Annotated in this window: 13 protein-coding genes and 2 rRNA genes; all 15 read right to left on the bottom strand. The window is 45.1% G+C overall.

Annotation, left to right across the window (positions count from 1 at the left end; all coding sequences use genetic code 11):
• Positions 1–53: 53 nt before the first annotated feature.
• Positions 54–917: a carbohydrate ABC transporter permease gene (locus LBW89_RS06350; RefSeq protein WP_148456020.1), complete on the bottom strand. Its 864-nt coding sequence runs from the start codon at positions 915–917 to the stop codon at positions 54–56.
• The gene (locus LBW89_RS06345) at positions 914–1,873 is read right to left on the bottom strand and encodes a carbohydrate ABC transporter permease (RefSeq protein ID WP_148456017.1); all 960 of its coding nucleotides are present in this window, start codon (positions 1,871–1,873) and stop codon (positions 914–916) included. Before LBW89_RS06345 ends, LBW89_RS06350 begins: the two co-directional genes overlap by 4 nt.
• Before the next feature lie 111 nt (positions 1,874–1,984).
• Positions 1,985–3,337, bottom strand: a complete 1,353-nt coding sequence (locus LBW89_RS06340; protein ID WP_148456014.1) for an ABC transporter substrate-binding protein — start codon at positions 3,335–3,337, stop codon at positions 1,985–1,987.
• 323 nt (positions 3,338–3,660) lie between these two features.
• Entirely contained in the window at positions 3,661–5,292 is a 1,632-nt protein-coding gene (locus LBW89_RS06335; protein WP_225038779.1) for a formate--tetrahydrofolate ligase, read from the bottom strand.
• 481 nt (positions 5,293–5,773) lie between these two features.
• Entirely contained in the window at positions 5,774–6,043 is a 270-nt protein-coding gene (locus LBW89_RS06330) for a hypothetical protein (RefSeq protein ID WP_148456008.1), read from the bottom strand.
• Positions 6,044–6,081: 38 nt separating this feature from the next.
• Positions 6,082–6,891 carry a DUF5984 family protein gene (locus LBW89_RS06325; protein ID WP_225038778.1) on the bottom strand — a complete coding sequence of 270 codons (810 nt, stop codon included), beginning with the start codon at positions 6,889–6,891 and terminating at the stop codon, positions 6,082–6,084.
• A 27-nt stretch (positions 6,892–6,918) separates the two neighbouring features.
• Positions 6,919–7,254, bottom strand: a complete 336-nt coding sequence (locus LBW89_RS06320) for a DUF3024 domain-containing protein (protein ID WP_213508750.1) — start codon at positions 7,252–7,254, stop codon at positions 6,919–6,921.
• A gap of 35 nt (positions 7,255–7,289) precedes the next feature.
• On the bottom strand, positions 7,290–7,847 hold the full coding sequence (locus tag LBW89_RS06315; RefSeq protein ID WP_225038777.1) for a DUF4240 domain-containing protein: 558 nt from the start codon (positions 7,845–7,847) through the stop codon (positions 7,290–7,292).
• 128 nt (positions 7,848–7,975) lie between these two features.
• Complete coding sequence (locus LBW89_RS06310) at positions 7,976–8,869, bottom strand: PhzF family phenazine biosynthesis protein (protein ID WP_225038776.1); 894 nt, start codon at positions 8,867–8,869, stop codon at positions 7,976–7,978.
• A gap of 16 nt (positions 8,870–8,885) precedes the next feature.
• Positions 8,886–9,278, bottom strand: coding sequence for a VOC family protein (locus LBW89_RS06305; RefSeq protein ID WP_225038775.1), 393 nt, complete (start codon positions 9,276–9,278; stop codon positions 8,886–8,888).
• Positions 9,279–9,417: 139 nt separating this feature from the next.
• A complete protein-coding gene (locus LBW89_RS06300) occupies positions 9,418–9,882 on the bottom strand; it encodes a hypothetical protein (protein WP_225038774.1) in 465 nt (154 codons plus the stop codon).
• A 190-nt stretch (positions 9,883–10,072) separates the two neighbouring features.
• The gene (locus tag LBW89_RS06295) at positions 10,073–10,540 is read right to left on the bottom strand and encodes a GNAT family N-acetyltransferase (RefSeq protein WP_148455989.1); all 468 of its coding nucleotides are present in this window, start codon (positions 10,538–10,540) and stop codon (positions 10,073–10,075) included.
• Positions 10,541–10,797: 257 nt separating this feature from the next.
• Positions 10,798–11,673, bottom strand: a complete 876-nt coding sequence (locus LBW89_RS06290) for an alpha/beta fold hydrolase (RefSeq protein WP_148455986.1) — start codon at positions 11,671–11,673, stop codon at positions 10,798–10,800.
• A gap of 590 nt (positions 11,674–12,263) precedes the next feature.
• Positions 12,264–12,380 (bottom strand): 5S ribosomal RNA (rrf, locus tag LBW89_RS06285).
• Between the two features lie 133 nt (positions 12,381–12,513).
• A 23S ribosomal RNA gene (locus LBW89_RS06280) occupies positions 12,514–12,741 on the bottom strand; the annotation flags it as partial.

Genomic DNA, 12,741 nt, shown 5'->3' with positions numbered 1-12,741 from the left:
TCTCTATTATTCTTCGTTATGCGTCTTATCTCCTTGCCACCCTAACAAAAGTCCTAGCTTTTTATCGCGCCGGAAGTCAAACCGGCGATCACCCAGCGGCTGAACAGCAGGAATACGATCAGAAGCGGCAGCGTCGCCGTAAACGTGGCGGACATGATCATGCCGAAGTCCAGACCGTCTTTATTGGTGAACAACTGCTGCAGAGCGATTTGAATCGTGTAATTCTCTCTGTTTTTCAACACGACCAGCGGCCAGAAGAAGTCGTTCCAGACATTCATAAAGTTCAGAATGCCCAGCGTTGCCATTGCCGGCGTAACGACCGGAATCGCGATATTCCAGAAAATGCGGAAATGTCCGCCGCCGTCGATCCGTCCGGCTTCCAGCAGTTCGGAATGCACCGCCGAGGCGATATACTGCCGCATCCAGAAAATCCCGAACGCATTGACCATCGCGGGAACGATCAGCGCTTTATAACTGTCGATCCAGTGCAGCTTGGCCATGATGACGTACTGCGGAAGCACACCCAATTGAGCGGGTACCAGCATCGTGGCGATGACGAAAACAAACAGCGTTTTTTTGAACGGAAACTCATATTTGGCAAAAGCATATCCCGCCAGCGTACAAAGGAAGACGACCGAAATCGTGACGGCCGAGGAAACGACGACGGAATTCAATAGCGCCCGGAAAAAGTCCGTCCGCTCCAGTACGCGCGAGAAGTTGTCGAAAAACTCCGCTCCCGGCGTCAACAACGGCGGGATATGGAAAGCGGCATCCTTATCGTTGGTAGCCACCACGAACATCCAGTAGAACGGAAAGATGGATACCAGCGCTCCGATAATCAGAAACAGGTAAAAGAACGTCTTGGCGACCAGACCCGGTTCATCCGGTTTTTTGCGGCTTGCTGCAAGCGTGCTCATGCTTTTTTCCCCCCGGTGTCTCCGCCCATCCGGCTCGATAGCATCATATTCAGGACGGAGAAAAGAATCGTGGCGATAAACAACATTACCGCCGTGGCGGCCGCGGTTCCGAAGAATCCGTTTTTGAACGCCTCATTGTACAGGTAGGTCACCATCGTAACCCCTTCCTGACGCGTGGAGCCTGTGCCGGACTGGCCTAGGAATACGTACGGCTCGGTAAACAGCTGCAACGCCCCGATGGTCGATACCAGCGTGACGAAAATAATGAACGGACGAAGCAGAGGGAGCGTGATATAGATCAGCTGCTGCCCGCGGCTGGCCCCGTCGATTTTAGCGGCCTCGTAAATATCCGTAGGAATGCTCTGCAAACCGGATAAGAAAATGATGGCGTTATATCCCATCCAGCGCCACATCACCATGGTGGAAATCGCGATTTTGACGCCCCACCAGCCGGAGTTGAACGGCACGCTTTCCATTCCCAGGTTGTTCAGCAGCCAGTTCACCATCCCATTGTTCCCGAACATGGTGCTGAACACCAGCGTTACGGCAACAATGGATGTGATATTGGGCATGAAATACAAGATGCGGAACGTGTTCTTGAACTTGTTCAGGGCGGAATTGAGCATGACCGCCACCAGGAGGGCGACGATCAACTGCGGCACCGTCCCCATCAAGCCCATCAACAGCGTATTGGTGAAGGAGATCCAGAAGGTCGGATCGCTCGTAATCAGCTCATAGTTTTTGAATCCGACATATTTCATCGGACCCAGCGCATCCCATTTAAAAAACGACAAATAAATCGTAAAAAGTATCGGATACAATCCGAAAATGGCGAACAGAATAAAGAACGGCGAAATAAACGTGTATGCCGTTAGCTTGCTTCGTCTTGATTCCGTCCAGAATGGCCGCTTGGCCGGAATCGGCTGCGACGGTTTCGCGGTGACTGTGTCAGCCATGACGCACCTCCAGGAAGTCATTGATAAATCCGAATCCGTCGGAGAGATATGCATCTCCCCGCGAATTCGGATGATAAATTGCGCTATGCAGCCGCTTCGATCTTGTTCGGCTTAGCTGCGTTCCACCAACGTCTTGATTTGTTTCATCGCTTCATCCCACTCTTTTTGCGGGTCGGCTTTTTTCTCAAGCACGTTTTTGAGCGCATTTTTGATAATCGTATCGACTTGGTCGTGCAGCGGGCCGTAGTAGACCGGTTTTACGCGTTCCGCCGATTTGGCGTAGGCTTGAGCAATGATTTGCCCGCCGAAGAAATCGTCCTTCTCTTCGCTGAACGCCGGTTCGCTGTAAACCGCCGGAATCGACGGGAACAAGCCGCTGTCTTTAAACGATTTCAACTGGTTCTCCTTGTTCAGGACCCAGGCGATAAACTCGTAAGCTTCCTTCGGATGCTTGCCTTCTTTCGGCAGCGTCAGGAAGGAGCCGCCCCAGTTTCCGGCGCCTTCGGGCATTTGAGCGATCGCCCATTTGCCGGCGCTGTCCTTGGCGTTCCGGATCGTACCGGCGATCCAAGCCGGGCCGAGCATGACGCCGAAATCGCCTTTGTTGATCGCGTTTTGCCATTCCGGCGACCAGAGGACCCAGTTGCCGATCCAGCCTTCTTGAATCCCTTTTACCGTAAAGTCATAAGCTTTCTTGACCTGAGGATTGGTGTCCCCGATGAAAGCGCCGTCCTCTTTGTTGAAGTAGATTTGGTCCGGCGATTGGTCGCGCAATCCGTTGTACACCAGGTCCGTCAAATCCGCAAACGGTTTGCCGGTTTTATCTTTGAATTGTTTGGCAACGGTTGCGAACTTATCCCATGTATCGATCGCCGCGCTGAATTGGTCGGGATCCTTCGGCAAGCCGGCTTGCTCAGCCAGATCCGTGCGGTAGTACACTACCGTAGGACCGATGTCCGTTGGAAGACCCAGTTGGAACGAGCCGTCCGTGGAAGTTGCCTGTTTCCATTTCCAATCCAGGTAGTTGCCTTCGATATCTTTGGCCCCGAGATCGTAAAGGTTATAGAACTTGTCTTGATTGCTGATGAAGCGCTCCATAAAAGCGATTTCAAGTTGAAAAATGTCAGGCGCGCCTGACCCTGCGGACAATGCTGTCGTCAGGTTGTTGTGATGCGCCGTTTGGTCGGACGTATTCTGGAACTTGAAGGTGACGTTCGGATGTTCTTTCGTGTATTCCTTCGCCAGATCCTCATAGTTCGTCGTACCCAGCGACCAGAAAGTGAGCTCGACTTTTTCGCCCGAGTCCGTTCCTCCGCCATTGGAGCCGCCTCCTTCATTAGCGGTCTTCGCCGGAGCGTTTCCGCCGTTTCCGGTCGCTTTATTGCCGCTTCCGCCGCATGCGGACAAGGAAGCGACCATCAGAACGGCCACCAGCAGCATCGCCCAAATTCTCGTTCTCTTCATTGCTTTGTAACCCCTTTCTTGGTAACTCGTATTTTCATCCTTAGTCTAATGGAGACGGGCGTTTTTTTTGAGGAGACAATATTGCGATTTATGGTTGGAATTTTTATGATTCGGGGATAACCTGCTGTTTTGGCGGCACTTGTCCACATGGGGATAAATCAGCCGAGTATATAGAAAATTGTGTACAGTTTGTTAATATCCTGTGTATAAGCATTTTTCTATAAAAAATAGCCACAAACACTCTCTTGCGCCATGAAATCGGCTCGGGCTCCATGGCAAGGGAGTGCTTATGACTCTATATGGGTGGATCTTATGATATCGGATTAGAACAAGCCTACGATTTCTCCCTGTTCGTCGAGTTGGATTTGCTCCGCCCCCGGGGTTTTCGGCAATCCGGGCATCGTCACGATATTGCCGGTGAGCACGACAATAAATCCTGCACCGGCCGACAGCGTTACGTCCCGTACCTGGACGACAAAGTTCTCCGGCGCGCCAAGCAGGTTCGGCTGATCGGAAAAAGAGCTCGGCGTTTTGGCCATGCACACCGGCAAATGCCCGAAGCCCTGGCGCTCGAATTCCTGTATTTTCGCCTCCACCTTAGCGTTTAGACGGATGCCCGCGCCTCTGTAGATCTCCCGGACGATGGTCTCGATTTTCTCCCTGATGCCAAGCCGCTCGGAATAGAGCGGCGCATACCGTGATGATTCCCGTCGAAGCATGGTTCTGAGCGTTTCCGCCAGTTCGATCCCGCCTTCACTGCCCCGGGCCCAGACGTCGGATAGCTCCGCCTTGACGCCCAGGCGGGCGCATTGCTCTTGAACGATCCGGATTTCCTCCGTCGTATCGCTGGTAAAATGGTTAATCGCCACCATGACCGGCACACCGAATTTGCGGATATTGTCCACATGGCGGTTCATATTGGCCAAACCGGCTTGCAAGGCTTCGGGATTCGGTTTATCCAGCTCCGCCCTCGGAACGCCGCCGTTATACTTCAGCGCTTTGACGGTGACGACCAAAACCGCCGCGTCGGGCTTAAGCCCGGCTTGTCGGCATTTGATGTCGAAGAACTTCTCCGCGCCGAGATCGGCCCCGAATCCGGCTTCCGTCAACACGATGTCGGCCAGTTTCAGCGCGGTTTTCGTACCGATGACGCTGCTGCAGCCATGGGCGATATTGGCGAACGGCCCGCCATGCACGATCGCCGGCGTGCCTTCGGCCGTCTGCACCAGATTCGGCTTGAGCGCTTCCTTCAGCAGCACGGTCATCGCATCCGCGGCGCCGATGTGCTCGGCGGTCACCGTCTCGCCGGACATCGTGTAAGCGACGACCATACGGCCCAGGCGTTCTCTCAGGTCCCGCCTATTCTCGCTAAGGCATAGCACCGCCATCACTTCGGAGGCCGTCGTGATCATAAACCCGGATTCGTGCACACCCCCGTTCCCTTCCCCAAGTCCTACGACAATTTGCCGCAAGCTCCGGTCGTTCATATCCATCGCCCGTTTCCACAAAATCCGGTTTGAATCGATTTGCAGCGCGTTTCCCTGAAATAGGTGATTGTCGATCATGGCCGCCAACAAATTATGCGCCGACGTAATCGCGTGCAAATCGCCCGTAAAATGAAGGTTGATGTCCTCGGATGGCATCAATTGAGCTTTGTTGCTGCCTGTCGCTCCACCCTTCATGCCGAAGCATGGGCCTAACGACGGCTCCCGCAGCACAGCGATCGTCGGCTCGCCGATCGCGTTGAGCGCTTGCGCCAGCCCGATCGTGGTCAGCGTTTTTCCTTCCCCGGCCGGCGTCGGATTCATCGCCGTCACCAGCACCAACTTCCCGTCCGGCCGGTTCTTTAAATCCTCGCGCAGGCTTAGATCTATTTTGCATTTGTACCGTCCGTACAACTCCAAATATTTTTCCGCAATCCCGATGGATTCCGCCACTTCCAAAATAGGTTTCATTGCTGTTCAGCTACCTCCAGCCATTACATTTCATTTTCTGCAAGCTTATGAAAATACTATTCCATTGTACATGAAGCGGCCGGAAATATAAGTGACGGAAGTGGTAACGTAGTAACGCGGATGCAAATTCCTGCAAATCTGCAGGAATTTATGGGGAAATAGCCCCCACCGAGCAAAATTCCTGCAAATCTGCAAGCTTTTTTATCGATGGGGGCTCTATGGGAGGAAATAACTGGAAATACCTGCACTTTTGCATCTTTTTCACTGTTCAAGGCTTAAGAGCTCGGAAATTCCTGCAGATTTGCAGGAATTACTGTAGAACATAGAAACTCATCTTATAACGATTTTATAGATAATTTTTTGTTTATTCGATCTGTTGTTTCTTGCCTAAATTCGCCTCCTGGCAACTACCTTCGAGGCCCCCGGCATGAATAGGAGTTATAGACTGTTGGTGCCGTCTTCGAATTGAAACTTCCCACCCTCATTCTTCCTCATATAACCTTCTACCTATTAGTGACCTTGCTTCACTTTCCTCCAAGTCTACGAGCAATCCTATACGATTAAAGTTTATTTCCCTATTTCCGAAGTTAACCATTTCTATAGACTTCACAAGTACTTTTTTGTTTTTATAGTCTCTACAAATTAAAGTATCGCCATTCTTTAAAACGGTCCCACGATCAATGATTTCTCCCCCAATTACAAATCCTCTACCACTGATTTTAAATACATCTATCACTTCAATCTCAAACATGTATGTCACGCCCTTAATGGCAGTTTAATAGTGCTGAATTAAATTCTTGATTCCAATTGCCTTGAAATTTCATTCATCGTATTCACAATATGCTTCCAATCAGGAGTATCCGCATAAAGCAATTTCTTGTTTTCAAACGCTGAAACGAGCTCTTCGTATTGAGATTGATTGGTTAATATTTGTTCACTGTCAATCTCCAGATCGGTGGGGTTACTTTCTAACAATGCAGAAATCTGCTTATTCATATCTAAACCAAATGCTTTAAAACTTTTTACCAGGTCCTCTATAAATTCGAAATAGTTACAGGAAAATGTTCCTTCATGGCTGCTCCATAATGAAATACCTTTATCATTTTGATATTCAGCAAACCAATAAATATGTAACTGATCCTCATTTCTTATTAAAAAACAATCAGGACCTCCTGTTAAATATCCAAAATCCAGCCTTCTACAGTAAAGCCAACCACGGGCCACCTCGTACACTTCGTCAAATTGTTCGTCACTTTCATCCCAAGCTAATTCGATCCAATTTTTTAACAGTTCTATGTATTTCTTTAATTTATCCAATGAATTTATCTTCTGAAAAATTTCGTTCGGAACTGAATTTTCTACATGCCGAATAACTTCGCAAATATCCCAAAATATCCTGGCAAATGGATAATGTACAAATTTAGAATCATTCTCCGGCTTCCATTCCCTAATGATTTCATCACTATATTTAGGAAACTCAACGCCTTTAAAATTAAACCAGTAATGAGCGTCGGTTAATGCAAACCAGTGTAACGTTGAACAGTTACCGTTTTGCCAGGGAACAATCTCCTTCCAGTCTTTCAATTGATATTGAATCAAAAGATCACTCCTGATCTTCAGGTTTTGTTACATCCACATATATCCAAATTCAGGTTTATCAAGCATCGTTAATTGTTTTTCGAAGTCTTCTATTGGTTCTATATCTTCTACAAAATGCCACTTGTTTTTACTGTCCTGCCAATATACTTTCCATTTCCCTTCATCGTTTCTGAATTGAGCGATCGGCAGCTCAACTCGTTCTCCTGGCATATAGGAAGGTACATCTTGTGAAAGAGTAATTGTGTTACCTCGAAACTTATATATGATCTTATATTCTGACTTGAGATGGCCGGGGATCTTCTTATCTATGTAGTTATCAAGTATTTTTTCAAGTCTTTTCTTAGTAAAGGCATCAAACGCCATAAAAATCACCTCATCTAGTATTTAGCTATATTTCCTTATGTTAACGGTTCTTCTCCAAACCTTGCCCACAATAGAGGGTATCTAACTTCCAGGTCTTCTTCCACCCAATCAATTTCAATATCCATGGGTTCAAAATTATATCCGTGAGCTTCCATTTCATTCAAAAACTCCGTGTTGGCAGAATCGTTATACTCGTACGTTCCGGTCTTTTGATAAGTGTAAGCATCTGAAGCCGCTAATAACATTTCTTCTAATTGAGGTGCAAATTCATCTTCCTGTAAATAATCCTCAGTTAAAAATCCAGCTAAAAATTCAGGATTCTTTAAAGCTTGATTGAACACTTCTTCTCCTCGGGAGATTAACCAGCCCCTGAAATAATCAAATCCATCATCCGAACATCCTCCCATAATAACATAGGCCGCACCCCATAATGAAGAAGTATATGATTGTACCATCTTATTCTGAAACTCTATTTCGAACTGAATAATTTCTTTACTCGTTTTCTTGGTTAATTCATTAGTTAGCCATTCTATTTGTTCTGCGCCATACTTTTTGGAATCACTTATTAATTCCCAAAAAATATTTGCTGCCATAGGATTAACCTCCTCCAACGTACTTTTTTCCTATGCGGGATTTCGCCTGAATCCGCTGTAATACGGTGTTATCGAAAGTTACCGATTTCCTCGAATTACTGAACACCTGCGTTTGAAATTATTTTCTCCTAAACATACGATATCTTTAATTCCTTAACGTATACTGCGGTTCCTGAGATAAATACATCGATTGATTTCCCATTTCGTTTTGCCATTACAACAACTCGTCCATCTTTTTCAATCTCTTGCCCTTGTTCAACCAGGAACTCCGCTTCAGCTGTTTCCTTACTTACATACTGCAAATAATAAGCCCCCATGACTCCAGATGCCGTCCCAGTTACGGGGTCTTCAATTGTTCCTGAATAAGGTGAAGAAAAGTGTCTTGCATGCATGCTAGCTCGTTTATCATAAGTTTCTAAACAAAACGGATGAATTGAAGCACGACTATTTTCCGCAAGTATTTCTGGAAAAAGCGAGTTGTTTGGCTTCATCTTTGAGAAACTGTTTAAACTTCGAATTGGAACAAGTAATGTCCAAGTCCCAGTACTTCCATATACAATAGGCATCTTATCGTCTATTTCTTCTTCGGTTAGTCCGATACATTCAGCAAGTTTGGATACTGAACCTTGAAAAGACATAAATTCAGGTTTATCCTGTTTCATCATGACTTGTAGCTCGCCATTACACTTGTTGAAGCGAATGGGTAAGATACCTACATTTGTTTCAATAGTTATTTCACTTTTGTCTGCGTGTATAATTCCCAAAGCCTTTAAACAATACATGGAGCCCACCGTAGCGTGACCACACAAGTTTATTTCATGCCCAGGGGTAAAATACCTCAACCTAAAATCTGCTTTTTGCGAAAGTTGTACAAAAACAGTCTCATTAAAGCCAACTGACTTGGCAATTGCTTGCATGGACTCATCATTTAAACCATCCGTATCCAGAACAACCCCTGCTGGGTTTCCTTTATTGGCTATTGACGAGAATGCGTCATAATGTAATACCTTTATTATTTTCATCTTGAACCCTCTTCCATTATGCTTTCACCCAAATTCCTCTTACATGAGTATATCTAATTTTTTTATGCGCAAGAATATTAACTAATTTATTATATGGATCCCGAACATAGAATCTCCGCACACCCCATGGTTCATCTACTGGTCCATACTCAATCTTGAAGCCTGCATCTGCCATTCGTTTATAAACTTCATCAATATCATCTACCTCAATTGATAAATCAGGCATAACGGTTCCTGCCCCTCCCTCGGACGCAAAGCTAATTTGAATGTTCATCTCATCCTTGGATCCGTAGGTTGCTATCCAACCATGATTCATCATCAATTCGAGTCCCAATACGTCTTGATAGAAAGATTTAGCCAACTCTATGTCATGCGAATGAATGTTGGCCACGATTCGTTTAACCTTCATTTCAATCCCTCCTGCTGTTTAATTCGTCACCTATTCTTAGCCAAGGCCTAATGGCGAACCGCGCTTCTCCTGTTCTATAATCGAAAAATCTTTCTACAATCTTTTCGATTCTATTATCAATAATTAATGACCATGGGCTTCAAATTTTTGAGAGTTCTTTTAATGCATCTCGTGCAACTCTCTGCACAATCAGATCCCCATGGTTCTCAAAATTAAGGAGTAAGGGAACATATTTCTTGTTGTAAGTAATACCTATAGCATAGAGTGCATCAGCTAAATCATGAGGCTCAACCTGATCAATACGTTCCGCAAGATAATCTAGCTGTTCTCTTGAGTAATCAGTAAGTAACTGAAATAGATCATTCTTTATATTTCTATCTTGTTCTTGAAACAGTTGTTTCTGTAAAAGTAGAATGATTTCATCAAAAAACGGCAGATTATAACCAAAGTACGGATCAAGATATCTGTCCAGGCACAGTAAAAGACTTCGCTTCTCATCATAATCGGCTTCACTTAAGTACTTCTTAATCGCTACCGAACCACTTTCAACAATTTCATTGTGCTTCTGAGAATAAGAAATATATCTGGATCCATTATCGTCCATCGATTTCACCTCTCTGCTTTCAGTTTTCTTGTTGCCTCAATAGCATATAACGTCGTTGTAATTCTTAACCCGAGAGGCTAAAGTCCTCCGTCAGGACCGGGGGTGGCTCCACCACTTAGCCTCGTAGCGTTGTTTGCCTGACTCCACGTTACTGGAAAACCTCGGGAAGACCAAATCGTTTTTCGAGACCTCATTCCTTGATTAAATTCTTTGTCATTATTATATCTTTACCAAAATCTTCAGACTCTATTATTTCTAATGCATGGTATCCAAGCTTCTCATAAAATCCTTGTGCCGTAATGCTACTAGGAAGCTTAAGTGATGTAGTCCCGGAATCAAGAGCTATTCGTTCAATAAAATCAATCAGAAATCTACCAATTCCCTTATTGTGGTGAAGAATATCAATAAAAACTGTGTAAATGGTATCTTGATCAAGGCTTGCAGTACCGATTATCTTATTACCTTCAACTACAACATATACTTTTCTGATTTTTGATATCGAAGATATATATTCTGGGGTGAAGATTCTACTCATATTCTTTATTATCTTTTCTGGATAATCTTTGATGTTTACGTTTACTAAGTTTTCTTTGATAATGCTTGATACCATTCCGGAATCCTCATCAATGAAATCCCGAATCAATAAATTAGTATTCAATAATCTCACCTCTTATTAGAATTAAATGTTTGGGTGGTGAATACAAAGTTAGCCGGTGCAGGGTTGTCCGCTGATGCCACTTCATCGAATTATCTCCTAGCGGAAAAGAGCCAACAGGCGACCACGAGTGAATATGGTGTTAGACGATGTTAATGACCTCTCGATCAAACATTCTTGTATTTATAAAAAGACCCAGTCTCAGAAAGCACTTATCCTAGGCTGGGTCACTTATTGTTTTGGGTTCTTTCCTTAAAATATTATGTTAACAGTCTCGAAATCTCCTCGTTGATCAGTTTAGCCTGCTCATGATTTATTGCATGTCCTGCATCTTTAATGACCTTATAATTTAATTTATTATCCTCAAGTCTCTTTATGGCCTTGGGATAATTAGTTAATCTATCATATTCTCCAATTAGAAATATTCCCTTTTCTCTTAATTTAGATAACTCTAAGTCACTGTGGATTTCAATTTTATGTTGCATCATTGATTTATTGTTAAAGTACTTCAATAAGTAAAACCAGTGCTTCATAAGAACATCATTCTCTTCAAACTTGGAGAAGTTCGGCCTGCTTAATTTTCTTAGTAATTTTCTACAATTCTTCTCTGTTGGAAACAGCGCCTCCGGCAGAAAGGCAGCCATCATTTTTGAAAAAATCTCAAATTGACTTGTAGGGATTCTGCCTGCCAGGCAGATTGCCTTGGTGACTTTGTTGGGTCTCTTTAATGCGTAGTAATAAGATAAGTATGCGCCGTATGAAACTCCACATATATTGGTAGTATGTATTTCTAATGAGTTTAATATGTCGTCAATCCAGATCGCTTGATTAAAACTTTTGAAATATTCTTCATTAGGTTCACTTTTTCCTGAACCTCCAATCGCATCAACCGCAATGATGTAAAACTTCTGTGATAGCTCCTTTATGTTGTATATCCACATCATTGCCGAATTATCGGCAGTTCCATGAAACAGTAGTAAAGAAGGCTGCTGACGATCGCCGACAATAATCACGTGTGTCAATCCATAAGTAGTTTCTATATCCTTCTCTTCAAAGTCCGAATCCCAAGAGTTTAACAACATGTCGTATGTATCGACAATCAATTGCCTTCCGGACAGACTTTTATATCTTTTCATCGGCGTTATCCTTTCATAAATGGTTCCGTATGAGAATCACAAACTAATTAATATCTCCATCTTTTCCCTCAAGTATATCAGTATAATAAAATACGGGGAACCAAATTATGAATGACTTTAAGGTCCCCCCCCCCCCGAAGTCTTTCTTTTTGTTCGGCGGTGCTCTACTCTCCCGGGCCTTCGGTCCAAGTTCCATTGCGCTGTAGGACATAATGGTCTTGTTCGAGATGGGCAAGCCGTGGAACCCTCACCTTCGCCACCAAACATGATCATTGCGCTGCTTCCTCAGCCTGACTTTGCCAGGAAACATATCAGACCTCAGTTACAGCTTTCATGTGCAATATAAATTCCTGCAAATCTGCAGGAATTTATGGCTAAAGGACCCCCGCAGAGCGAAATTCCTGCAAATCTACAGGCTTTTTTGCTTTAGGGGCCCCATTCGGACGGACGAGCCGAAAATCCCTGCACTTTTGCATCTTTTTCGCTTTTCGAGGCTAAAACGCTCGGAAATTCCTGCAGATTTGCAGGTATTTCGCTTTTAACATACAAAAAGAGCACCACCGCATCATACGGTAGTGCTCTTCTCAGTTGCTTGGCGGCGTCCTACTCTCCCAGGACCCTTCGGTCCAAGTACCATCGGCGCTGGAGGGCTTAACGGTCGTGTTCGGGATGGGTACGCGTGGAACCCCTCCGCCATCGCCACCAAACGATTCAAGGCGTTAATCCTTGAAAACTGGATACGAAACGAATTTGCGAATTAGCCCCTACTTGGTTTTCGGGGTCCCCGCAAAGTAATCGGAATCAGCATCGAAGCTGTTCTTCACTTTGTGGGGTGATTTTTTGGATAAGCCCTCGACCGATTAGTACCTGTCAGCTCCATACATTGCTGCACTTCCACCTCAGGCCTATCAACCTCGTCGTCTTCAAGGGGTCTTACTAAATTGGGAAATCTCATCTTGAGGGGGGCTTCACGCTTAGATGCTTTCAGCGCTTATCCCGTCCGCACTTAGCTACCCAGCTGTGCTCCTGGCGGAACAACTGGTGCACCAGCGGTGCGTCCATCCCGGT

This window comes from Paenibacillus sp. alder61, from assembly GCF_020179875.1.
Classification (GTDB): Bacteria; Bacillota; Bacilli; order Paenibacillales; family Paenibacillaceae; genus Fontibacillus; species Fontibacillus faecis.
The sequence above is the reverse complement of the archived record's forward strand: the minus strand, read 5'-3'. Positions and strand labels throughout refer to the sequence as shown.